This is a genomic window from Streptomyces sp. SAJ15 (assembly GCF_007595705.1).
In the GTDB taxonomy this organism is placed as follows: Bacteria; Actinomycetota; Actinomycetes; order Streptomycetales; family Streptomycetaceae; genus Streptomyces.
The window spans coordinates 437,648-459,758 of sequence record NZ_NISY01000003.1 but is presented as its reverse complement, the minus strand read 5'-3'; the positions used below and the strand labels follow the sequence as shown (position 1 = coordinate 459,758).

The window sequence follows — 22,111 nt, the reverse complement described above, 5'->3', positions numbered from 1 at the left end:
TCTCCGCCGGCTGGCGCGGTCGTCCCGCCGGCTAGCGCGGCCCTCCCCAGTGGAAGAGCGTCATGGCCACGCTGGTCGCGAGGTTGTAGCTGGAGACCTGGGGCCGCATGGGGAGCGAGAGCAGCCGGTCCGCCCGACCGCGGAGCTCCGGGGAGATGCCGTGCCGCTCGGAGCCGAAGGCGAGCAGCGCGTCGTCGGGGAGGACGACGGATCGGATGTCCTCCCCCTCCGGGTCCAGGGCGTACAGCGGACCGGCGGGCAGCGCGTCACGGTCGACGTGCTCCACGGCGGTGGCGTAGTGGAGGCCGGCGCCCGCGCGCACCGCGTTGGTGTGCCAGGGGTCCAGGTCGCCGGTGGTGACCACCCCGGTGACCCCGAAGCCGGCGGCCAGCCGGACCACCGCACCGACGTTGCCGAGATTGCGGGGGTTGTCCAACACCACGATCGGCGCGGACCTGGGGCGCCGGTCCAGCGCCTGCCGGTTGTCCACGCGGGCGCGGCGGGTCGCCAGCGCGGCGACCTGGGTGGCGTGCCCCTTGGGCACCAGCTCGCGCAGGGCCTCCTTCGGCACCTCGACCACGCGGTCGTCGAACGCGCCCGTCATGTCCTCGGCCAGCCCGGCGGCCAGAGCCAACACGGACTCCTTGTCGCTGGTGATCGCGCACCGGATGTCCGCCCCGAAGCGGAGGGCGTGCTTCAGAGCGTGGAAGCCGTCGAGCAACACGGCGTCGGGGGCGGCCTCGCGCCATTGCCGAAGGGCACGCGCGGCTTCGTGGTCGGTCACTTCGTCAGCCTACGGCCATGGCCGTCACCGGCCGACTCGCGGCCTTCGCTCCACCTGGGCGGCACGACCGCCGCGGTCACGCCCCTTCGGACACGCCCGTCCGCGGCACTTTCCACCTCCGGCGCACCCGTCCGCGGCGCACCCGTCCCCGGTGCACCCGTCCCCGACACGTCGGGCGTGGTCGCCGCGGGGCCGGGCAGGAGCCGGTCTCGTATCCGCCGGACGCGGCCCCCGAGCCAGCGCAGCGCGCTCGTCGGAAGGAAGACCGAGTCCGCCGCGATCATCGCCAGAGACAGGAAGGGCAGGCCCAGGGCGATCGCGATCCCGATGTGCTCCATCACCATCACGGCGAGCAGGACGTTCTTCACACGCCGGTTGAAGAGCGTGAAGGGGAAGGCGACCTGGACGGCGACGGTGCCGTACGTCAGCGCCATCACCAGCAGACCGTTGTCGGCCAGTTGGTCGGCGAGGCCGGGCCAGGGGGAGAAGTAGTCCAGGTGCAGCGCGTAGTAGAGCGCGGTGCCGTCCTGCCAGCGACTGCCCTGGATCTTGTACCAGCCGGCGGTCGCATAGATCAGACACACCTCGGCCATGATCACCAGCAAGGCGCCGTTGTGCACGACGTTCGCGAGCGCGTCCAGGACCAGGCGCGGCTCTCCGGGCGCGTACCGACGTACCAGCCACCAGACCGCGTGCACCAGCCACAGGCCCCACAGCACCGCGGCCCAGCCCAGACCCGGGAGCGGGCCGCGGGCGGCCCAGGCCAGGTCGGCGTCGGTTCCGAGGTGGACCATGGCGAGCGCGACTCCGGTCGCAGCCCAGAGCACGATGCCGACCCTGTCGCGTGGAAGCCGGCCCTCCCGCTCCCGCCCGGACCGCCGGGCCGCGCGGCGCGCGTCCAGCGACCAGACCTGGCCGCACCGCGTCAGCACCAGGTAGGTCGCCATCAGATGGACGACGTTGTCGCCGCCGTCCCCGATGAAGATGCTGCGGTTCTGCAGCGACAGCACACCGACCATGAAGAGCACGGACATCGTGCGGGTGCGCCAGCCGAGCAGCAGCAGCGCGCTGGAGGCGAGCGACAGGCCGTAGACGAGCTCGAACCACAGCGTGCCGCTCGACCACATCAGCGCGCTGAAGGCGTGGTTGGCATCCAGCACCTGACGGGCCATGTCCCAGTCCAGGGGGGCGTCCGGCCCGTACAGCTGGCGCCGGTGCGGCCACTCGCGCACCAGGAAGGCCAACCAGGTGAACGCGAATCCGATGCGTATGACGGCGGTCTGGTACGGGCCGAGCGCGGAGCCGGTGACCCGCGCGAGGCCCCGCCCGAAGGCCGCCTCGACCGGCGCACTCAGGCGGGCGGCGACGGACGACCGAGCGGAGCGGGCCGCGACCCCGGCGGGCGCCGCGGAGCCCGGAGGGACACCGGGATCCGCCGGGCCTCCCGCCCGGGACGGCACGCCGCCACCACCCTGCGGCGGCACCGTGGCACCGCTCCGCGGCGGCACCATGGCACCGCTCCTGGAGGGGACACCCGCACCGCCCTGCCGCGGCACGGCGGACGGCGGCACGGCAGGCGGAGGCGGCACGGCAGGCGACGGCGGCAGGGCGGGCGCCGGCGGCGGCACGGCAGGCGACGGCGGCAGGGCGGGCGCCGGCGACGGCACGGCTGGTGCCGCCCGCCCCGCGCCGCCCGCGGGACCCGCCTCGCGCTCGGGATCACGCTCGAGCGCAGGCTTGGGCAGCCCGGACCAGGGAGCAGAGGTGACCGCCGCGCCGGCGGGGTCGCGAGTCGACCCGACCCCGAGCTCTGTTGCGCCCGCGTCCGCGGGGCCGCCGGAGTCCGCAGGGGCGGCCGGGGCGATCGCCGGGCCTGTCCCGGCATCGGCCCCGGAGTCGGCGGCCCCGGAGTCCGCGGCGCCGGAGCCCGCGGGGAAGGCGGAGGCGTGCGGAGCGGCCGGGGCGATCGCCGGGTCCGTCTCGGGGTCGGGGGCGCCGGCGGGAGTGGCGGGGTCGGTCACCGGTTCGTCCCTTCCGGCAGGTCGGCTTCGGTCACCGGCCACCAGGGCAGGACCCGGTGGAACGGCTTCGTGTTGATCTTCTCGTCGCTCCACGGCGGCGGGGCGACCGGCGTGGTCACCGAACGCACCTGCACCCGCTCCACCGTGCCACCCTCCTCCTTCGCCCCGAGGCGGTACATCACGATCCGCCGCAGATACCTCTCGAAGAGCAGGGCGCGCTCGGTCACCGGCTGTTCCTTGGCGTCGTGCGAGCCCGCGTAGAAGTCCCAGGCGCGGCGCAGCACGTTCTGCTGCATGTGGCTGGGCAGCAGGTTGTGCCGGATGGCCGCGCCGTCCTGGGCGGACAGATCGACCCAGTCGGTGACGGCGGTCCCGCCGTCACGGGTGCGGATCTCGGCGCGCGCCTGGACGGCGATGTTCTGCTGGAGCGGATTGGGGGCGAAGAGCTTCCAGTTCTGTTCGAACTCGGGGTAGACGTACTCGTCGATCAGGTCGCCGTGCTGCTTGCTGGCCGTGTTGGGCGGAGCGACGTGCAGAAAGACCATGGCCACGTGCACCACCGCGGCCACCGCGACGACCGCGACCGCCACCGCGACGATCAGTTGCGCGGGCGTGGAGAGCCCGGCCACGCCACCCGGCTTCCCGGCTTCCGGCTCCATATCCCCGCCCCGATCCCCGTGCGGCCCGACCTGTACGCCCCCGGAACGGTACCCACAGGGACCCACCAGGCCCAGCGGGCCCGAGTTATCCACAGGGTTGACACCCTACGTGCCCTCGGCTCACCATTGAACCGAACGATCGGTCGGTTGGTCGGCCGGTCGCCCGGCAGCGAGGGGGCTTCGCATGACCACGATGGCGGCGGATGCCGCGGACACCGCGGCGTATGAGGCGGTGTTCGACGCCGCGCTGGCCGCGGAGGAGCGCATCGAGCCGCGTGACTGGATGCCCGAGGAGTACCGGGCGTCGCTGGTCCGGCAGATAGCGCAGCACGCCCACTCCGAGATCATCGGAATGCAGCCCGAGGCGAACTGGATCACCCGCGCGCCCTCACTGCGCCGCAAGGCGATCCTGATCGCCAAGGTCCAGGACGAGGCAGGCCACGGCCTGTATCTGTACAGCGCCGCCGAGACCCTGGGGACCAGCCGCGAGGAGCTGCTCGACAAGCTCCACGCGGGCCGCCAGAAGTACTCCTCGATCTTCAACTACCCCACCCTGACCTGGGCCGATGTCGGCGCCATCGGCTGGCTGGTGGACGGCGCGGCGATCACCAACCAGGTGCCGCTGTGCCGCTGCTCCTACGGGCCGTACGCGCGCGCGATGGTCCGGATCTGCAAGGAGGAGTCCTTCCACCAGCGCCAGGGGTTCGAGCTGCTGCTGGCTCTCAGCCAGGGCACCGAGGAGCAGCACGCCATGGCGCAGGACGCGGTGGACCGCTGGTGGTGGCCGTCGCTGATGATGTTCGGCCCCCCGGACGACGAGTCGGCACACTCCGCCCAGTCCATGGCCTGGAAGATCAAGCGCCACTCGAACGACGAGCTGCGCCAGCGCTTCGTCGACATCTGCGTGCCCCAGGCCGAGGCGTTGGGCCTCACGCTGCCCGACCCGGACCTGCGGTGGAACGAGACCCGCGAGCACTACGACTTCGGCCCGATCGACTGGGACGAGTTCCGCCAGGTGCTGCGGGGCAACGGCCCGTGCAACGAGCAGCGGCTCTCCCAGCGCCGCCGGGCCCATGAGGAAGGCGCCTGGGTGCGCGAAGCGGCCGCGGCCTACGCCGCGAAGCACGGAGAGGCACGGTCATGAGCACGGGCGCGAACACGCACCCCGCGGATGCGCGACAGCCGGACACCCGCCCGGAGGCGGCCGGCGATCCGGCCGACTGGCCGCTGTGGGAGGTCTTCGTCCGCAGCCGGCGCGGACTCAGCCACACCCATGCCGGCAGTCTGCACGCCCCGGACGCGGCGATGGCCCTGCGCAACGCGCGCGATCTGTACACCCGTCGCTCCGAAGGCGTCTCGATATGGGTGGTGCCGTCCACGGCGATCACCGCCTCCTCGCCGGACGAGAAGGATCCCTTCTTCGAGCCCTCCGCCGACAAGCCCTACCGCCACCCGACCTTCTACGCCATCCCGGAGGGGGTGCGTCACCTGTGATCGCCGCACTCGCCCTGGGCGACGACGCGCTGGTGCTCTCCCACCGGCTGGGGGAGTGGGCCGGCCACGCCCCCGTGTTGGAGGAGGAGGTGGCCCTCGCCAACATCGCCCTCGACCTGCTCGGACAGGCCCGGGTGCTGCTGTCCATGGCCGGCGACGAGGACGAACTGGCCTACCTCCGCGAGGAGCGGGCCTTCCGCAACCTCCAGCTGGTGGAGCAGCCCAACGGGGACTTCGCCCACACCATCGCCCGCCAGCTGTACTTCTCCACCTACCAGGAGCTGCTCTACGACCAGTTGGCCGCCGGCTCCGGTCCCTTCGCCCCGCTCGCCGCGAAGGCGGTCAAGGAGGTCACGTACCACCGGGACCACGCCGAGCACTGGACGCTGCGGCTCGGCGACGGCACGGCGGAGAGCCATGAGCGGATGCGCGCCGGGCTGGAGGCGCTCTGGCGGTTCACCGGCGAGCTGTTCGAACCCGTCGAGGGGTGCGAGGTCGACTGGACCGCGCTGCACGACGGCTGGTTGACCCGGATCGGCGACGTCCTGGCGCGCGCGACGCTCTCGCTCCCCGAGGGGCCGCGGCACACCGCCTGGACGGCGGGCGGCGGGCGCCAGGGCATCCACACCGAGTCGTTCGGCCGGATGCTCGCCGAGATGCAGCATCTGCACCGCAGCCACCCGGGGGCGACATGGTGACCACGACCCCCCTGGAGGCGAGGCTGCTCGAGCTGGCGGGCTCGGTGCCCGACCCCGAGCTGCCGATGGTGACGCTGGCCGAGCTGGGCGTGGTGCGGGGCGTGCGGATGCTGGCAGCCGGCCGGGTCGAGGTCGAGCTCACCCCGACCTACACCGGTTGCCCGGCGATCGAGACGATGGCCGCCGACATCGAGACGGTGCTGCACGACCACGGCATAGCCGAGATCGAGGTGCGCACCGTGCTCTCGCCGCCCTGGAGCACGGACGCCATCACCGATGAGGGCCGCCGCAAGCTGGCCGAGTCCGGGATATCCCCACCGCGCCCCACCGGCCCCGCACACGGCCCCGTGCCGCTGGCGCTGGCCATCCGCTGCCCCCACTGCGGCTCCACCGACACCGCGCTGCTCAGCCGCTTCTCCTCCACGGCCTGCAAGGCGCTGCGCCGCTGCGAGACGTGCCGCGAACCGTTCGACCACTTCAAGGAGTTGTGATGGCCCGCACCTCGACCGCCGCGGTCCACCACGGCGCCTTCCACCCGCTGCGGGTGACGGCGGTCGACCGCCTGACCGCCGACGCGGTGGCCGTGACCTTCGCCGTCCCCCCCGAGCTGCGCGAGACCTTCCGCTACACCCCTGGGCAGCACATCGCGGTCCGCCGGGTGGCCAACGGCTCGGAGGTCCGCCGTACGTACTCCATCTGCACCCCGGTCCTCGGCGCCGAGGGGCCGGAGGCCGTGCAGGTCGGGGTGCGGCTGGTGGACGGCGGCGAGTTCTCCACCTACGCCCTCAAGGAGCTGGCGGTCGGCGATGTGGTGGAGGTGCTGCCTCCGGCCGGCCGTTTCACCCTGGCCCCGCGGGCGGGCAGCTTCGCCGCGATCGTCGGCGGCAGCGGCATCACCCCCGTGCTGTCGATGGCGGCCACCCTGCTCGCCACCCGGCCGGACGCCCGCTTCTGCCTGATCCGCAGCGACCGCACGGCCGCCTCCACGATGTTCCTGGAGGAGGTCGCGGACCTGAAGGACCGCTGGCCGGACCGGTTCCAGCTGGTGAGCGTGTTGTCCCGGGAAGACCAGCAGGCCGGGCTGGTCTCCGGTCGGCTGGACCAGGAGCGGCTGGCCACGCTGCTCCCCACGCTGCTTTCGGTGGAATCGGTGGACGGCTGGTTCCTGTGCGGGCCCTACGGTCTGGTGCAGGGCGCCGAGCAGGCGTTGCGCGCTCTGGGCGTGCCGCGCGGCCGCGTCCACCAGGAGATCTTCCATGTGGACGACGGCGCCTCCCCCGCGCCGAGCCGCTCGGGTCCCCCGGTGCACGCCACGCTGACCGCCACCCTGGACGGCCGATCCGGCAGCTGGCCCGTCGAGGACGGCGAAACGCTGCTGGATTCGGTGCTGCGACACCGCGCGGACGCGCCCTACGCCTGCAAGGGCGGGGTCTGCGGGACCTGTCGGGCGTTCCTGGTCTCGGGCGAGGTGCGGATGGATCGGAACTTCGCGCTGGAGCCGGACGAGGTCGAGGCGGGCTATGTGCTGGCCTGCCAGTCCCATCCGGCGGGCGAGGAGGTGGAGCTCGACTTCGACCGCTGACGACGCGACGACCGGCGGCCGGCGGCGGCCGGCGGCGGCCGGCGGCGGCCGGCGGCGGCCCGACGAGTGGTGGACGCCACCAAAGAGACGGCCGGCTGATGCACCGGCGCCAGGCATCGCACTGGCGCTATGCATCGCACCGGTGTCGGCGCCGACACCGACACCGGCATCGCACAGGACCGTTCCCTTCTTCTAGAACCTGTTCTATCTTGACGGGCTGTCAGATGGGGCTGAAGAGCTCCCTGACTGACCGTCGGAGCGGCAGGGTGCGCGGAGGGGACGGCGAGACGTGGACTTCACCTTCACCGAAGAGCAGCAGGCGGCCGTCGAGGCGGCGCGAGCCGTCCTCTCCGGCGTCGACCCGGACGGCGTTCCCAGCCCCGCCCGGGGACGCGGTGCGGTGGCCGAGGACTTCGACCGCCTCCTGTGGCGGCGTCTCGCCGCGGCAGACCTGCTCTCACTCACCCTCGATCCCCGCTACGGCGGCGCCGGACTGGACCCCATCGCCCTCTGCCTGGTGCTACGGGAGGCCGGACGGGTCCTGGCCCGGGTGCCTCTGCTGGAACACTGCGCCGCCGCGCTCACCGTGCAGCACCACGGCGGCGCGGAGCTACGCCAGGCGGTGGCGGCCGGCGCGGGGCGGGGCGAACGCGTGCTGACCGTCGCAGCCCACGGCCGCACCGGCCACGATCCGGCGGAACTCGCCGTCCGGGCGGACCACGACGGCGCCACATGGACCCTGGACGGCGTCCAGACCGCCGTCCCCTGGGCCCAGAGCGCCGACGATGTGCTGCTCCCGGCGCACACCGACACGGGTCGGACGGTGTTGGCCCTGGTCCCCCGCGGCCAGGAGGGAATGACCCTGGAGGAGCAGACCTCCACCAGCGGGGAGCGGTACGCCCGGCTCCGGCTGGAGGCCGTACGGGTCACCCGCCGCGAGGTCATCACGGCGGACGGAGCCTGGGAGCGGCTGCGTCTCCTGCTGACCACCGGCACCTGTGCGCTGGCGCTCGGTGTGGGATCGGCGGTACTGGACCTGACCAGCGGGTACACCAGCAAGCGCGAACAGTTCGGCTTCCCGCTGGCCACGTTCCAGGCCGTCGCCGTCCAGACAGCCGACCGCTATATCGACCTGCGCGCCATGGAGGCCACCCTGTGGCAGGCCGCCTGGCGGCTCTCCGCCGACGGCCCGGACACACCGGCCGTCCGCAGTGGGCTGCCACTCGCCGCGGATGTCGCCGTGGCCAAGATCTGGGCCGCGGAGGGGGTGCGTCGCGTGGTGCAGACGGCACAACACCTCCACGGTGGCTTCGGCGCCGTCACCGACTACGCGCTCCACCGCTACCACGCCTGGGCCAAGCAGCTGGAACTGTCGCTGGGCCCCGCCGCGGCCCATGAGGAGGCGCTGGGGGAGCTGCTCGCCACCCATCCGCTGAGCTGAGCCGGCAGTCCGAACGCGGGCAACCGACGGACGCGATCGACCGGCACGGCCGAGGCGGCGCACCGCACGAGACGGGACGGAGGACGGTCAGATGACGCTGCCGGCGCCGCCCGCGGCGTCCACCACCGGTCGACCGACGGCCGCCCAGTGCTGCATCCCGCCGCCGACGTTCACCGCGTCCACGCCCTGCTGCAGCAGATACGCGGCCACCTGGGCCGAGCGACCGCCCGCGCGGCAGATCACATAGACCGTGCCATCGGCGGGCGCCTTCTCGGTCAGCTCGCCGTAGCGCGCCACGAACTCGCTCATCGGGAGGTGCAGCGCTCCCTCGGCGTGCCCGGCAGCCCACTCGTCGTCCTCCCGGACGTCCAGCAGAAATCCATCGGACGGCACCTCGGCGGCCGCCACCTCGGGCACCCCGGCAAACTGCATGATCCGTACCTTTCTCGCGTCGCCTCGGACCTGAGGAACTTAACCCACCAGCTCCGCCAGGCGGGCTTCCTTCTCGGCGACCTGGGCGAGCAGCTGTTCGGCGATCTCCTCCAGCAGCCCGTCCGGGTCCTCCGGCGCCATCTTCAACATGGCGCCGATGGCGCTGGACTCCAGCTCCGCGGCCATCGCCGCCAACAGCTCCTTGCGCTCGGCCAGCCACTCCAGCCGTGCGTACAGCTCCTCGCTGCGGCTCGGCCGTCGCTCCGCCGGGCGCGGCCCCGCCGCCCACTCCTCGGCCAGCGCCTGGAGCACGCCCTCGTCCCCGGCGGCATAGGCGGCGTTGACCCGCACGATGAACTCGCCGCGCCGCCGCCGCTCGCCCTCGTCCTCCGCGAGGTCGGGGTGCGCCTTGCGGGCCAGCTCACGGTAGAGGCGCCGGGCCTCCTCACTCGGCCGCACCCGCGCCGGCGGCCGCACCGGCTGCTCGGTGAGCATCGCGGTCGCCTCCGGGGACAGCCCCTCGGAGTCCATCCAGCCGTGGAACAGCTCCTCGACCGACGGCATCGGCAGCACCAGGCCCCGCGCCTCCCGCGCCCGGCGCTGATCCTCGGGGTCGCCGGTGCGTGCCGCGACCGCCTCCGCGATCAGCGCGTCGAGCTCGTCCAGCCGCGAGTACATCGGGCCGAGCCTCTGGTGGTGCAGGCGGGAGAAGTTCTCCACCTCGACCCTGAAGGTCTCCACCGCGATCTCGAACTCGATCAGCGCCTGCTCCGCGGCCCGCACCGCGTTGTCCAGCCGTCGTGTGCCCTCGTCCTGCTCCGCGTCCCCCGCCGGCTCCGCCGCCTCGTCGGCAGACTCGGCGGACCGCGCGGCCGCCTTCCCGGACTCGGTGGACTCGGCGGGCTCGGTGGGCTCGGGTTCGGCGGGCTGCCCAGCCGGCTCGGCGGGCTCGGCGGGCTCCGCCGCGGTGTTCCGCGCCGTCTCGGCCGCCGTCTCGTTCTCCGGCCGCGACTCCGCGGCCGAGGCCGACTGGCGGGCGTGCTGCGCTTCCGGGTTCGTCACCCGCACAGCCTACGTCCGGCGACCGTCGCCGGACGTCAACGGCTTCGCCCACCGGTCACCGACCCAGCCCTACCCGGCCACCCGACCGGCGCAGGGAAGCCGGGCCCACCCCGCGCGCCGGGCCCACCGCGCTCACCGGCCCACCCCGCGTGTGACGGGCCGCCCCCGCGCCGGGCCCGGACCGGCTGCTCCGCACCCGGCCGCCCGGACACGCGCCCACGCCCCGGTCAGACGCCCGGCTCGGCCGCTATTCGACCGTTGCGGATCGCGGTCACGAGCTCGGCGTGATCTGCCTCGGTGCGGTCGGCGTAGGCGACGGCGAAGGTCGCCACCGCCGTGTCCAGTTCGTCGTTCTTGCCGCAGTACCCGGCGAGCAGCCGAGGGTCGACGCTGTGGGTGTGGGCGCGGGCCAGCAGGGCGCCGGTCATCCGCGCGTAGTCGTCGACCTCCGCGGGGGCGAGGGCGGCGGGATCCACACTGCCCTTGCGGTTGCGGAACTGCCGCACCTGGTAGGGCCGCCCCTCGACCGTCGTCCAGCCGAGCAGGATGTCGCTGACGACCTGCATGCGCTGCTGCCCGCGGATCACTCGCCGCCCCTCGTGGGAGACCTCCGGCACCACGAACCCGGCCTTCACCACATGGGGCACCAACGCCGACGGCCGGGCCTCCTTCACCTGGAGCACCAGGGGCTCGCCCCGGTGATCGAGCAGCAGCACCACATAGGAGCGCGTGCCCACGCTGCCCGTGCCGACCACCCGGAAGGCCACGTCCTGCACCGCGTAGCGCGCCAGCAGCGGCAGCCGGTCCTCCGGCAGCGTGTCCAGATAGTGCCCGAGCGATGCCGTGACCGCCGCCGCCTCGGCGTCCGGCACCCGCCGCAGCACCGGCGGCGCGTCGACGAAGCGTCGCCCGGCGCCCGCGCCGGGGACGGCCTCGGTCGCCTTGGCGGCGAAGCGGGCGCTGGTGTTCCGCCGGGCCTTGTCGGCGACGCGCTCCAGCGTGCCGAGGAGGTCCTTGGCGTCCGCGTGCGAGACGAGTTCCTCGTCCGCGATCGCGTTCCAGGCGTCCGCCGCGGACAGCTTGGCCAGCAGCCGCAACGTGCGGCGGTACGCGCCGACCATGTCGTAGGCGGCCGTACGACAGGCGGCCGCGTCCGCCCCGACCTCCCGCCCCACCAGCACCAGCGAGGTCGCGAGCCGCTTCACGTCCCACTCCCAGGGGCCGTGGATGGTCTCGTCGAAGTCGTTGAGATCCATGACCAGATGGCCGCGCGCGTCGCCGTACAGCCCGAAGTTGGCGGCGTGCGCGTCACCGCAGAGCTGGGCACCCACGCCCGTGACCGGCGTCGTCGCCAGGTCGTACGCCATCAACCCGGCCGAGCCGCGGAGGAAGGCGAACGGGGAGGCCGCCATCCGGCCCACCCGGATCGGGGTCAGCTCCGGCAGCCGGCCGGCGCTGGACTGCTCGACCGCCGCGACCGCGTCCGGCCGCCCGGCACCGATCGACAGCTCCTGGTGCGCGGCCCGCGGCACCCGCTGCCGCAGCTCCTTGCCACGCCGGCGCAGCACCCCGCCGTAGGGCTCGCGCGCGAAGCCCGGCACATGGGGCAACCGCCGGGGCGCGATCGCTTCCCGCCCGTCGGCCGCCCGCACCCCCACCGCCGGCCCCGATGGCCCCGATGTCGATGTGGGCCGTGACCCCGATGCCCCGTCCGCCGAACCCGCGGTGCGCCGCCCCGGCCCCGACGATGCCGCGGTCGTCTCCGCGACCGACGCCCGCGCCGAGGCCCCCGCCAGGGACCGCGCCGGCGGCCCCGCCGCCTCCCCCGCGTGCATGGCTTCGGACATCGCGCACCCCCGTTCCTCCGGCCGGCCGCAGATCAGCGTCGACCCGAGCACGACCGTACCCCGCTCCACCGCAGCCGTCAGATCCTGTGGATAACCGCCTGTGGACAACGTCCGGCGGCGTGCGGCGACGGACGGCGACAGTCGACGACGGACGGCGACAGTCGAGGGCAGACGGCGGCGGTCAGCGACGCCCCGGCGACGGACGGCGACGGACGGGCGACCGCTGCCGGGCCGACGGCCGCCAGCAGACAGCGCCGTACGGCCTCAGCGCCGTACAGCCTCAGCGCGTACGTCCTCAGCGCCGGAACCGCTCCGGGCAGTCCCCGCCGTTCGACAGATAGGTCTCCGCCCACCGCCCCAGCTCGCGCAGCGCGGGCTCCATCGCCCGGCCCGCCTCGGTCAGCCGGTAGCTGACCCGCAGCGGCGGGCCCGCGTCCACCTCCCGCACGACCAGGCCGGCCGCCGACAGCTCGGCGAGCCGGTCCGACAGCATGCGCTCGCTGATCCCCGGGATGGCTCGCCGCAGGTCGGCGAAGTACGCCTGCTGCTCCAACAGCACGGCCACGACCAGGCCGGTCCACCGCTTCCCGAACAGCTCGAAGACGCGCGTCATGTCGTCCCCGACCTTCTTGCACGTCTGCTCGGGGTGTGCGCCGCGGTCTGTCATGCACACCAGCGTACTGCCGCCAGGTAGTGGACTATAAAAAAGTAAGTAGCTGTGTTATCAATAGCTACGTACGGAACGGCGGCACCTCCCCGCCGCCGGACCCGATCGACGGCGGCACTGCCCCGCCGCCGAACCCGACGGAACGGCGACCTTCCCCGCCGCCGAACCCGCCCAAGCCGACCCGAGCCGACCCGAGCCGGCCCGACCGAGCTGATACGGAGCCCTCCGCATGCCCACGCTTCTGCACATCGACTCGTCCGTCTTCCCCGCCGAGGGGTCCGCCTCCCGGTCGGTCACGGCCGCCTTCCGCAAGGAGTGGGAGGCCCAGCACCCGAACGGCAGGGTCGTCTACCGCGACCTCCACGCCGACCCGGTGCCTCACCTGGCCTTCGACGGCGCGTTCGCCGGCTTCATAGGCCCCGACGAGCGCACGCCGGAGCAGCGGGCCGCCTTCGCGCTCCGCGAGGAGCTGGCCGGCGAGCTGGAGCAGGCCGACGCGGTGCTGATCGGCGCCCCGATGTACAACTTCACGATCCCGTCCGGCCTCAAGGCGTGGCTGGACCACGTGATCATCAACGGGCGCACCTTCGGCACGGAGAACCCCACCGCCGCCGGCACCCCGGTGGTCGTCGTCGCCAGCCGTGGCGGCGGCTACGGCCCGGGCACCCCGCGCGAGAGCTTCGAGTTCGTGACCACGTACCTGGAGAAGGTGCTCAACGGCGGACTCGGCCTGGAGGTCGAGTTCATCGTTCCCGAGCTGACCCTGGCCCGCTCGGTCCCGGCCATGGCCGACCTCGTCCCGCTCGCCGACGCCTCCCGGGAGGAGGCCCACGCGGCGGCCGTCGCGAAGGCCAAGAGCCTCGCCGCCCGCTTCGCCGCCTGATCCCCCTCGAGACCGCCCGCCCTCAGAGAAGGCCCTCGCCTCTGGGCGCGTTCCACAGGTGGTGCATGGCGTACGAACGCCACGGCCGCCAACCGTCCGCGTCCGCGGGCGAGGCACCCACCCGGCGCATGGCGGCCCGCACCGCCGCGTCGCCCTCCAGCAGGACGTCGGGGTCGCCCAGCGCGCGCATCCGGATGTAGCCGGCGGTCCAGGGCCCGATGCCGCGCAGCGCCAACAGGTCCCGTCGGGTCCGCTCGCGGTCGGCGCCCGCGTCGAGCCGGATGGAGCCCTCGGCCAGGGCCACGCTCAGCGCGCGCAGCGTGGCCCGCCGGGTCTCGGGCATGCCGATCTCCGTCAGCTCCGCCGCGGCCACCTCCGCGACCTGTGGGAAGAGATGGGTGAGAGTGCCGCTGGGAGCGCACAGCGGCTGCCCGTACGCCGTCACCAGGGCGTCCCCCAGGCGGCGCCCGGCCGCCACGGACACCTGCTGTCCGAGGACGGCGCGCACGGCCAGTTCGTGCGGGTCCGCGGCGCCCGGCGAGCGCAGCCCCGGCCGGGCCGCCACCAGGCGGCCGAGCACCGGGTCCGCGCCGAGCCGTGCCACGACCGCGTACGGGTCGGCGTCCAGGTCGAAGAGCCGGCGCATGCGCTGCGCGGCGGTGGTCAGGTCACGCAGGTCGCTCAGGAACAGCCGGCACTCCAGCCAGCCGTCGCCCACCACCTCGTCCACCTCCGCGATGCCGACCCCGACCGGCAGTCGCAGGGTGCGCCGGTAGGTGCGGGTCCCGCGCTCGCCCACCATCTCCTCGACACCGGTGATCGCGCGCCGCGCGAGGTAGTCGAAGATCTCGGCCGCCGCGTAGGGGCCGCGGAACGCCAGCCGCAGCGGGACCCCGCCCGGGCCGGAGCCGTTCGCCGGGCCGGAGCCGTCCGCCGGGCCGGCGGCCTCGCCCGTGGCCGCCCCGGCGCCCCCCGCCGCAGCCGTTCCGCCCACCGTTCGCGGCCCTGCCGCCGTCCCGCCCGCCGGTCGCGCCACCGGCCCGAAGCGCGAGGTGCGGCCGGGAACGGCGACGCGCAGCTCGCTCGGCGTGGCCGCGTAGATCTCCCGGATGGTGTCGTTGAACTGACGGATGCTGGAGAAGCCGGAGGCGAAGGCGATCTCGGCCGCCTGGAGTCCGGTGGTCTGCAACAGCACCCGCGCGGTGTGCGCGCGCTGCGCCCGGGCCAACGCCACCGGCCCGGCGCCCAACTCCGCGTTGAGCTGGCGCTGCACCTGCCGGGCGCTGTAGCCGAGCCGGGCCGCCAGCCCCGCCACGCCCTCCCGGTCCACGACTCCGTCGCCGATCAGCCGCATGGCCCGACCCACCACGTCGGCCCGGGCGTTCCAGTCCGCGGAGCCCGGCACGGCGTCCGGCCGGCAGCGACGGCAGGCCCGGAAGCCCTCACGTTGCGCGGCCGCCGCGGTGCGGTAGAACCTGACGTTCCGGCGCTTGGGGGTGGTCGCCGGGCAGCTCGGCCGACAGTAGATCCCGGTCGTGGCGACGGCGAAGAAGAACTCCCCGTCGAAGCGTGCGTCCCGGCTGCGCACCGCCTCGTACCTGCCGTCTTCGCCCAGCACATCCGCGTCCGTCTTCACGCCTCCACTGTGCTGCCGGCCGGGCCGGGCCGCTGGCGGAAATCGGACATGACGTCCGCGACGAATCCGCCGCTCCGCGCGGCGGTCATCTTCACTCCACCGCACCATGTGAGCCGGATCACGCCGCCGGCGGTCCGCGTCGCGCCGGAGAGACCACCGAAGAGAGCACCGGCGAGATCGTCGGAGGCGGCACCCGGAGAAGAAACCGGAGAGACAACTGGAAAGGCAACCGGAACGTGCGTCACCGTGCGCCACAAGACAGACAAGGGGAACAGACGGGAACAGAGGCAACAGAGGAAGCGCGGACACACAACGAGAAACGGGCCCCCACCGATGACTTTCGTCACCGACGGAGACCCGTCTCACTTGTGCGCGAGGGGGGAGTTGAACCCCCACGCCCTTTCGGGCACTGGAACCTGAATCCAGCGCGTCTGCCTATTCCGCCACCCGCGCATGGGTGCTGTCGTTAGTTTGTCACACACTCACCGGAGTGTTTTGGTCCGGATCTCTCCGGGCCCCGTGTGCGGCGCCTTCCGACATGCAGAACATTAGCACGCTGTGGAGCGTGTCCTCACACGCGTTCTCGTCGGCCTCCTCCCGGCCGCCCCTCCCCCCGACCGGAGACCTCGCCGGTTGCGGGACACTGTCTTGAAGGCGCCTCTACGATCCCCTGTGAGAGGTGACACTGCTCCACAGGGCCAGGAAGGGGAACCACCCGATTTCCCGACGCGTGGATACGATCAGTAAGCAGTATCAGGACGACACTGAGGATGACTGAGGAAGGAGGTGCCCCGTGGGAGTACTGAAGCGCTTCGAGCAGCGTCTCGAAGGACTCGTGAACGGCACCTTCGCCAAGGTGTTCAAGTCCGAGGTGCAGCCGGTGGAGATCGCGGGCGCGCTCCAGCGCGAGTGCGACAACAACGCCACGATCTGGAACCGCGACCGGACCGTCGTCCCCAACGACTTCATCGTCGAGCTGAGCGCGCCCGACTACGAGCGGCTCAGCCCGTACGCCGGACAGCTCGGCGACGAGCTGTCGGGCATGGTGCGTGACTACGCCAAGCAGCAGCGCTACACCTTCATGGGCGCGATCAAGGTCCACCTGCAGAAGGCCGACGACCTCGACACCGGGCTGTACCGCGTGCGCAGCCGCACGCTGGCCGCCAGCGAGTCCCAGGCCGGGGCGTCCGGCGGACCGGAGCCCCAGCTCCAGCAGCACCCGCAGCCGCCCACCCAGCGGCCGACCGGGGGGCGCCCGGGCTCGTCCGGCTTCCCCGACCGGCCCGCGGGCGCGCCTCCCATGCCGAGTGCGCCGCCGCCCGCCGGCGGGGCCCGGTCCGGAGCGCGGCCTCCGGGGGCCGGCGGGGCCTCGTATCCGCAGGTCCGACGTTGGATCGAGATCAACGGCACGCGCCACCAGATCTCCCGGCCCACGCTCGTACTGGGCCGCAGCACCGATGCGGACGTCCGCATCGACGACCCCGGAGTCTCGCGCAGACACTGCGAGATCCGGGTCGGCACACCCTCGACCATCCAGGATCTGGGGTCGACCAACGGCATCGTGGTAGACGGGCAGCACACCACGCGCGCTACGCTCCGCGACGGCTCGCGCGTCGTCGTGGGCAGCACCACCATCGTTTACCGGCAAGCCGAAGGGTGAAGCGGGGGCAATGTCAGAGCTGACCCTCACGGTCATGCGGTTGGGTTTCCTCGCCGTACTGTGGCTGTTCGTCATCGTGGCCGTACAGGTCATCCGGAGCGACCTGTTCGGGACCCGGGTGACACAGCGGGGATCCGCCCGCCGCGGTGGGCGCGGACCCGCCGGCCCCGACCGCGGCCAGCAGCAGCGGCAGCAACAGCAGCAGTCCGCCCCGCCGCAGCAGCGCCAGCAGTCCGGCGGCCGGGCCGCCAACCGCGGCCGGCGCGGCGCGCCGACCAAGCTGGTCGTCTCCGAGGGGACGCTCACCGGCACCACCGTGGCCCTGCAGGGGCAGACCATCACGCTCGGCCGGGCCCACGACTCGACGATCGTGCTGGACGACGACTACGCCTCCAGCCGGCATGCCAGGATCTACCCGGACCGTGACGGCCAGTGGATCGTCGAGGATCTCGGGTCCACCAACGGCACGTATCTCGACCGGACCCGGCTCACCACGCCGACCCCTGTTCCGCTGGGCGCGCCGATCCGTATCGGCAAGACCGTCATCGAGCTGCGGAAGTAGTACGACCATGACGACCGGAGGGTGGGCAGCGTGGCAGCAAAGGGGCTGTTCCCGGAGCCGACGGGCGAGGTGCGCATGAGTCTGTCACTGCGTTTCGCCGCCGGGTCGCACAAGGGCATGATCCGGGAGGGCAACGAGGACTCCGGCTACGCCGGTCCGCGGCTGCTCGCCATCGCCGACGGCATGGGCGGTCAGGCCGCCGGTGAGGTCGCCAGCTCCGAGGTGATCTCGACCCTCGTCCAGCTCGACGACGACGTCCCCGGCTCCGACCTCCTGACCTCGCTCGGCTCCGCCGTGCAGCGCGCCAACGAGCAGCTGCGGGTGATGGTCGAGGAGGACCCGCAGCTGGAGGGCATGGGCACCACGCTCACCGCCCTGCTGTGGACCGGGCAGCGGCTGGGCCTGGTGCACGTCGGCGACTCCCGCGCGTACCTGCTGCGGGACGGGGTGCTGACCCAGATCACCCAGGACCACACCTGGGTGCAGCGGCTGGTCGACGAGGGCCGGATCACCGAGGAGGAGGCCACCACCCACCCGCAGCGCTCCCTGCTGATGCGCGCGCTGGGCAGTGGCGACCACGTCGAGCCCGATCTGTCGATCCGCGAGGTCCGGGCCGGCGACCGGTATCTGATCTGCTCGGACGGCCTCTCCGGGGTGGTGAGCCACCAGACCCTGGAGGACACCCTCGCCAGCTACCAGGGCCCGCACGAGACGGTGCAGGAGCTGATCCAGCTCGCCCTGCGCGGCGGCGGCCCCGACAACATCACCTGCATCGTCGCCGACGTCATGGACGTGGACGACAGCGACTCCCTGGCCGCGCAGCTCAGCGACACCCCGGTGATCGTGGGCGCGGTGGCCGAGAACCAGATCCAGCTGGGCGACGGCGGTGCCGCGCAGACGCCGGCCGGCCGCGCCGCCGAGCTGGGCCGCGCCAACCGCTCGGTGCCGCAGCAGGGCGAGGTCCCCGGCGGCTTCGGACCGCCCGGCAGCGGCGACCCGAGCCTGGGCGAGCTGCCGGACGGCAGCTACGGGGCCTACGCCGACGCGGACTTCACCAAGAAGGGCGGCCGCGGCAGGTGGATCAAGCGGTCGCTGTACATCGGCCTGGGCCTGGCCGTGATCGCGGGCGGGCTCTACGGCGGGTACCGCTGGACGCAGAAGCAGTACTACGTGGGTGCCAACGGCGACCACGTCGCGATCTACCAGGGCATCAGCCAGGACCTCGCGTGGATCAGCCTCAGCAAGGTCCACGAGGACCACGCCGAGATCGAACTCAAGTACCTCCCCGTCGACCAGCGTGACCGGGTCGAGGACACCATCGCGGTCAGCGACCTGAGCGACGCCCGGAAGAAGACGAAGGACCTGCAGACGCTCGCCAGCGCCTGCAGGAAGGCGGACGAGCTGGCCAAGGCCGAGGAGCAGCGGCGCAAGGCCGAGGCGGACCGGCGCAAGGCCGAGGAGCGACAGAAGGATCTGGCCAAGGACGGCCGGGGCGGCGGCGCCGCCGGCCAGCCGAGCACCACGCCGCCGGCCAGCCCGGCCGGCGACACCGAGGGCGGCATCGTCGTCCGCACCTCCTTCGTGGCCGCCCCGACGCCGACCCCGACCGCCGACCCGTCGACCTCCACGCCGTCCACCAAGCCCGCGACGCCGAGCGCCACTCCCACCCCGAGGCCGGGCCCCAGCCTCACCGAGGAGGAGCGTCAGGTGGTCCCGCAGTGCAGCAGCGCCCAGCAGTGAAGCCGTAGGGGGCCGACCAGCAATGAGCAGTACCACCACTACGACCACCATCAGCACGGTGGGGCCGCCCAGTCGGCGCAACACCGAGCTGGCGTTGCTCGCCTTCGCGGTGATCATCCCGGTCTTCGCGTACGCCAACGTCGGCCTGGCGCTCAGTGACGAGCTGCCCTCCGGGCTGCTCAACTACGGTCTGGGCCTCGGCTTCATGGCCGCGGTCGGCCACATCATCGTGCGCAAGTTCGCGCCGTACGCCGACCCGCTGCTGCTGCCGCTGGCCACCCTGCTCAACGGCCTGGGCCTGGTGCTGATCTGGCGGCTGGACCAGTCCCAGCGGCTGGCGCGGCTGGCGAAGGGCGAGTACGTCGCCTCCGCCCCCAAGCAGCTGATGTTCTCCGCGATCGGCATCGCGCTGTTCGTGGCCGTGCTGCTGATGCTCAAGGACCACCGCAGGCTGCAGCGCTACACCTACATCTCCATGGCCGGGGCTCTGGTGCTGCTGCTCCTCCCGCTCGTGCCCGGCCTGGGCATGAACGTCTTCGGCGCGAAGATCTGGATCCGGGTCGCCGGCTTCTCCATCCAGCCGGGAGAGTTCGCGAAGATCGTCATCGCGATCTTCTTCGCCGGCTATCTGATGGTGAAACGGGACGCGCTGGCACTCGCCAGCCGCCGCTTCATGGGCCTGTACCTGCCCCGCGGCCGTGACCTGGGCCCCATCCTCGTCGTCTGGGCGATGTCCATCCTGATCCTGGTCTTCGAGACCGACCTGGGCACCTCGCTGCTGTTCTTCGGCATGTTCGTCGTCATGCTGTACGTGGCGACCGAGCGCACCAGCTGGATCGTGTTCGGCCTGCTGATGGCCGCGGGCGGCGCGGCGGTCGTCGGCTCCGTCGAGCCGCACGTCAACATCCGCGTGATGGCCTGGCTGCACCCCTTCGCCGTCTACGACGAGTCGCCGCCGAGCTGGGCCACCACGGACCAGATCGCGCAGGCGATGATGGCGTTCGGCTCCGGCGGCACCATGGGCACCGGGCTGGGCCAGGGCAACTCCGACCTGATCGGCTTCGCCGCCAACTCCGACTTCATCCTCGCCACGGTCGGCGAGGAGCTGGGCCTGGGCGGCACCATGGCCATCCTGCTGCTCTACGCACTGATCGTGGAGCGCGGCGTGCGCACCGCGCTGGCGGCCCGCGACCCGTTCGGCAAGCTGCTGGCCGTCGGCATGTCCGCGGCCTTCGCGATCCAGGTGTTCGTGGTCGCCGGCGGCGTCATGGGCCTGATCCCGCTGACCGGTATGACCATGCCGTTCATGGCCAACGGTGGTTCATCGGTGATCGCCAACTGGGCGCTGATCGCCGTGCTGATCCGTATCAGCGACACCGCGCGCCGTCCGGCACCGGCGCCGGCACCGAATCCAGACGCCGAGATGACCCAGGTGGTCCGCCCGTGAACAAGCCCGTGCGCCGCATCGCCATCTTCTGCGGCCTTCTGGTCTTCGCCCTGCTGCTCCGAGACAACTGGCTGCAGTTCGTCCAGGCCGACGAGCTCAAGGACCACGAGCACAACCGCCGGGTGCTGATCGCCCGCTACAGCCAGCCCCGCGGCAACATCATCGTGGACGGCAACGCGATCACCGGTTCGGTGGAGACCGACAGCACGGACTTCAAGTACAAGCGCACGTACAAGAACGGCGAGATGTGGGCGCCGGTCACCGGCTACGCCTCGCAGGTCTACGGCTCCAACCAGATCGAGAACCTCGAGGACAAGATCCTCACCGGCGACGACGACCGGCTGTTCTTCAACCGCACGGTCGACATGTTCACCGGCAAGGAGCGCAAGGGCGGTGACGTGATCACCACCCTCAACTCCAAGGCCCAGCAGGCCGCCTTCAAGGGGCTGGGCGACAAGCGCGGCGCCGTCGCCGCGATCGACCCGCGCACCGGCAAGATCCTGGCGCTCGCCTCCACCCCGTCCTACGACCCGTCGACCATCGCCGGCGGTACGGACAAGGACGAGGACGCCTGGAAGGCGCTGGACAAGAAGAACAACCCCGACGACCCGATGCTCAACCGGGCGCTGCGTCAGACCTACCCGCCGGGCTCCACCTTCAAGGTCGTCACCGCGGCCGCCGCGCTGGAGAACGAGCTGTACGGCAGCGTCGACGAGCCCACGGACACCCCGCTGCCCTGGACCCTGCCCGACACCCGGGTCCAGCTGAAGAACGAGGGCAACATCCCCTGCAAGAACGCTTCGCTGCGGGTCGCCCTCCAGTACTCCTGCAACACCGTCTTCGGCAAGATCAGCGCCGACCTCGGCAACAAGAAGATGAAGGAGCAGGCGGAGAAGTTCGGGTTCAACGAAGAGGTCTTCACCCCGGTCCGCGCCGACGCCAGCATCTACCCGAAGGACAACCGGCCGCAGAACGCCATGGCCGGCATCGGCCAGGCCAGCAACCGCGCCACCCCGCTCCAGATGGCCATGGTCGCCGCCGCGATCGCCAACGACGGCGAGCTCATGGAGCCGTACATGGTCGACAAGCTGCGCGCCCCGAACCTCAGCATCATCGAGCAGCACGAGCCCAAGCCGATGGGCGAGCCGATCTCCTCCGACACCGCGCACAAGCTGCAGGACATCATGGAGACGGTGGTCGAGAAGGGCACCGGCAAGAACGCCCGGATCCCGGGCGTCACGGTCGGCGGCAAGACGGGTACCGCCCAGCACGGCGTGTCGAACAGCAAGAACCCCTACGCCTGGTTCATCTCGTACGCCAAGGGTGACAACGGCTCCCCGGTCGCGGTCGCCGTGGTGATCGAGGGCTCGGACACCACCCGTGACGACATCGCGGGCGGCAGGCTCGCCGCCCCCATCGCCCGCTCGGTGATGAAGGCGGTGCTCGACAGCGAGAAGTGACACCGGTCACGCCTGACGCCGATTCCGCAGATCCCT

General features: G+C 72.5%; 20 protein-coding genes and 1 tRNA gene. 12 read left to right on the top strand and 9 right to left on the bottom strand.

Annotation, left to right across the window (positions count from 1 at the left end):
• Positions 1-31 precede the first annotated feature (31 nt).
• The 3 genes from CD790_RS12200 to CD790_RS12190 all read right to left on the bottom strand — a co-directional run bounded on the left by CD790_RS12200 (position 32) and on the right by CD790_RS12190 (position 3,464).
• Complete coding sequence (locus CD790_RS12200; RefSeq protein ID WP_144383186.1) at positions 32-784, bottom strand: RNA methyltransferase; 753 nt, start codon at positions 782-784, stop codon at positions 32-34.
• Complete coding sequence (locus tag CD790_RS12195) at positions 781-2,295, bottom strand: HTTM domain-containing protein (RefSeq protein WP_260867508.1); 1,515 nt, start codon at positions 2,293-2,295, stop codon at positions 781-783. Before CD790_RS12195 ends, CD790_RS12200 begins: the two co-directional genes overlap by 4 nt.
• Positions 2,296-2,801: 506 nt before the next feature.
• Complete coding sequence (locus tag CD790_RS12190) at positions 2,802-3,464, bottom strand: DUF5819 family protein (protein WP_222108239.1); 663 nt, start codon at positions 3,462-3,464, stop codon at positions 2,802-2,804.
• Positions 3,465-3,648: 184 nt separating this feature from the next.
• Between CD790_RS12190 and paaA the strand changes: the two genes are divergently transcribed.
• From paaA to CD790_RS12160, 6 genes are all read left to right on the top strand, one after another.
• On the top strand, positions 3,649-4,608 hold the full coding sequence (gene paaA / locus CD790_RS12185) for a 1,2-phenylacetyl-CoA epoxidase subunit PaaA (RefSeq protein WP_144383184.1): 960 nt from the start codon (positions 3,649-3,651) through the stop codon (positions 4,606-4,608).
• Positions 4,605-4,958 carry a 1,2-phenylacetyl-CoA epoxidase subunit PaaB gene (gene paaB, locus CD790_RS12180; protein ID WP_260867507.1) on the top strand — a complete coding sequence of 118 codons (354 nt, stop codon included), beginning with the start codon at positions 4,605-4,607 and terminating at the stop codon, positions 4,956-4,958. Before paaA ends, paaB begins: the two co-directional genes overlap by 4 nt.
• On the top strand, positions 4,955-5,656 hold the full coding sequence (paaC, locus tag CD790_RS12175; RefSeq protein WP_144383183.1) for a 1,2-phenylacetyl-CoA epoxidase subunit PaaC: 702 nt from the start codon (positions 4,955-4,957) through the stop codon (positions 5,654-5,656). Before paaB ends, paaC begins: the two co-directional genes overlap by 4 nt.
• Positions 5,650-6,147 (top strand): 1,2-phenylacetyl-CoA epoxidase subunit PaaD, encoded by a 498-nt coding sequence (paaD, locus tag CD790_RS12170; RefSeq protein ID WP_144383182.1) that lies wholly within the window; start codon positions 5,650-5,652, stop codon positions 6,145-6,147. The genes paaC and paaD overlap by 7 nt, the downstream gene beginning before the upstream one ends.
• Positions 6,147-7,238 carry a 2Fe-2S iron-sulfur cluster-binding protein gene (locus CD790_RS12165; RefSeq protein WP_144383181.1) on the top strand — a complete coding sequence of 364 codons (1,092 nt, stop codon included), beginning with the start codon at positions 6,147-6,149 and terminating at the stop codon, positions 7,236-7,238. Before paaD ends, CD790_RS12165 begins: the two co-directional genes overlap by 1 nt.
• A 289-nt stretch (positions 7,239-7,527) precedes the next feature.
• Positions 7,528-8,679: an acyl-CoA dehydrogenase family protein gene (locus CD790_RS12160; protein ID WP_144383180.1), complete on the top strand. Its 1,152-nt coding sequence runs from the start codon at positions 7,528-7,530 to the stop codon at positions 8,677-8,679.
• 87 nt (positions 8,680-8,766) lie between these two features.
• Here the strand turns inward: CD790_RS12160 and CD790_RS12155 are convergent, their stop codons facing one another.
• The 4 genes from CD790_RS12155 to CD790_RS12140 form a co-directional block, all read right to left on the bottom strand.
• Complete coding sequence (locus tag CD790_RS12155) at positions 8,767-9,111, bottom strand: rhodanese-like domain-containing protein (protein WP_144383179.1); 345 nt, start codon at positions 9,109-9,111, stop codon at positions 8,767-8,769.
• 39 nt (positions 9,112-9,150) lie between these two features.
• On the bottom strand, positions 9,151-10,173 hold the full coding sequence (locus CD790_RS12150; RefSeq protein WP_313956500.1) for a hypothetical protein: 1,023 nt from the start codon (positions 10,171-10,173) through the stop codon (positions 9,151-9,153).
• A gap of 227 nt (positions 10,174-10,400) precedes the next feature.
• A complete protein-coding gene (locus CD790_RS12145) occupies positions 10,401-11,831 on the bottom strand; it encodes a DUF2252 domain-containing protein (RefSeq protein ID WP_144383178.1) in 1,431 nt (476 codons plus the stop codon).
• Positions 11,832-12,315: 484 nt separating this feature from the next.
• A complete protein-coding gene (locus CD790_RS12140; RefSeq protein WP_144383177.1) occupies positions 12,316-12,687 on the bottom strand; it encodes a helix-turn-helix domain-containing protein in 372 nt (123 codons plus the stop codon).
• 229 nt (positions 12,688-12,916) lie between these two features.
• On the opposite strand from CD790_RS12140, the gene CD790_RS12135 reads away from it, so the two are divergent.
• A complete protein-coding gene (locus CD790_RS12135; protein ID WP_144383176.1) occupies positions 12,917-13,570 on the top strand; it encodes an FMN-dependent NADH-azoreductase in 654 nt (217 codons plus the stop codon).
• A 22-nt stretch (positions 13,571-13,592) separates the two neighbouring features.
• Here CD790_RS12135 and CD790_RS12130 read toward each other — a convergent pair whose 3' ends face one another.
• Together CD790_RS12130 and CD790_RS12125 are read right to left on the bottom strand one after the other, a co-directional pair.
• The gene (locus tag CD790_RS12130) at positions 13,593-15,185 is read right to left on the bottom strand and encodes an AlkA N-terminal domain-containing protein (protein WP_222108243.1); all 1,593 of its coding nucleotides are present in this window, start codon (positions 15,183-15,185) and stop codon (positions 13,593-13,595) included.
• Positions 15,186-15,575: 390 nt separating this feature from the next.
• Positions 15,576-15,659, bottom strand: a tRNA-Leu gene (locus CD790_RS12125).
• Between the two features lie 340 nt (positions 15,660-15,999).
• On the opposite strand from CD790_RS12125, the gene CD790_RS12120 reads away from it, so the two are divergent.
• The 5 genes from CD790_RS12120 (at position 16,000) to CD790_RS12100 (ending at position 22,075) form a co-directional block, all read left to right on the top strand.
• Positions 16,000-16,866, top strand: coding sequence for a DUF3662 and FHA domain-containing protein (locus tag CD790_RS12120; RefSeq protein ID WP_144383174.1), 867 nt, complete (start codon positions 16,000-16,002; stop codon positions 16,864-16,866).
• Positions 16,867-16,876: 10 nt separating this feature from the next.
• Positions 16,877-17,428 (top strand): FHA domain-containing protein, encoded by a 552-nt coding sequence (locus CD790_RS12115; RefSeq protein ID WP_144383173.1) that lies wholly within the window; start codon positions 16,877-16,879, stop codon positions 17,426-17,428.
• Positions 17,429-17,503: 75 nt separating this feature from the next.
• Positions 17,504-19,168 carry a PP2C family serine/threonine-protein phosphatase gene (locus CD790_RS12110; RefSeq protein WP_144383380.1) on the top strand — a complete coding sequence of 555 codons (1,665 nt, stop codon included), beginning with the start codon at positions 17,504-17,506 and terminating at the stop codon, positions 19,166-19,168.
• A 22-nt stretch (positions 19,169-19,190) separates the two neighbouring features.
• Positions 19,191-20,615 carry an FtsW/RodA/SpoVE family cell cycle protein gene (locus CD790_RS12105; protein ID WP_144383172.1) on the top strand — a complete coding sequence of 475 codons (1,425 nt, stop codon included), beginning with the start codon at positions 19,191-19,193 and terminating at the stop codon, positions 20,613-20,615.
• Positions 20,612-22,075, top strand: coding sequence for a penicillin-binding protein 2 (locus tag CD790_RS12100; RefSeq protein ID WP_144383171.1), 1,464 nt, complete (start codon positions 20,612-20,614; stop codon positions 22,073-22,075). The genes CD790_RS12105 and CD790_RS12100 overlap by 4 nt, the downstream gene beginning before the upstream one ends.
• Positions 22,076-22,111 lie beyond the last annotated feature (36 nt).

What these genes read in the sequence shown, in the direction of transcription:
- CD790_RS12195 (WP_260867508.1), bottom strand. Translation starts at nt 2,295, where the DNA reads ATGGTGCCGCCGCGGAGCGGTGCCACGGTGCCGCCGCAGGGTGGTGGC.
- CD790_RS12190 (WP_222108239.1), bottom strand. Translation starts at nt 3,464, where the DNA reads ATGGAGCCGGAAGCCGGGAAGCCGGGTGGCGTGGCCGGGCTCTCCACG.
- paaA (WP_144383184.1), top strand. Translation starts at nt 3,649, where the DNA reads ATGACCACGATGGCGGCGGATGCCGCGGACACCGCGGCGTATGAGGCG.
- paaB (WP_260867507.1), top strand. Translation starts at nt 4,605, where the DNA reads ATGAGCACGGGCGCGAACACGCACCCCGCGGATGCGCGACAGCCGGAC.
- paaD (WP_144383182.1), top strand. Translation starts at nt 5,650, where the DNA reads ATGGTGACCACGACCCCCCTGGAGGCGAGGCTGCTCGAGCTGGCGGGC.
- CD790_RS12165 (WP_144383181.1), top strand. Translation starts at nt 6,147, where the DNA reads ATGGCCCGCACCTCGACCGCCGCGGTCCACCACGGCGCCTTCCACCCG.
- CD790_RS12155 (WP_144383179.1), bottom strand. Translation starts at nt 9,111, where the DNA reads ATGCAGTTTGCCGGGGTGCCCGAGGTGGCGGCCGCCGAGGTGCCGTCC.
- CD790_RS12140 (WP_144383177.1), bottom strand. Translation starts at nt 12,687, where the DNA reads ATGACAGACCGCGGCGCACACCCCGAGCAGACGTGCAAGAAGGTCGGG.
- CD790_RS12135 (WP_144383176.1), top strand. Translation starts at nt 12,917, where the DNA reads ATGCCCACGCTTCTGCACATCGACTCGTCCGTCTTCCCCGCCGAGGGG.
- CD790_RS12115 (WP_144383173.1), top strand. Translation starts at nt 16,877, where the DNA reads ATGTCAGAGCTGACCCTCACGGTCATGCGGTTGGGTTTCCTCGCCGTA.
- CD790_RS12110 (WP_144383380.1), top strand. Translation starts at nt 17,504, where the DNA reads ATGAGTCTGTCACTGCGTTTCGCCGCCGGGTCGCACAAGGGCATGATC.
- CD790_RS12105 (WP_144383172.1), top strand. Translation starts at nt 19,191, where the DNA reads ATGAGCAGTACCACCACTACGACCACCATCAGCACGGTGGGGCCGCCC.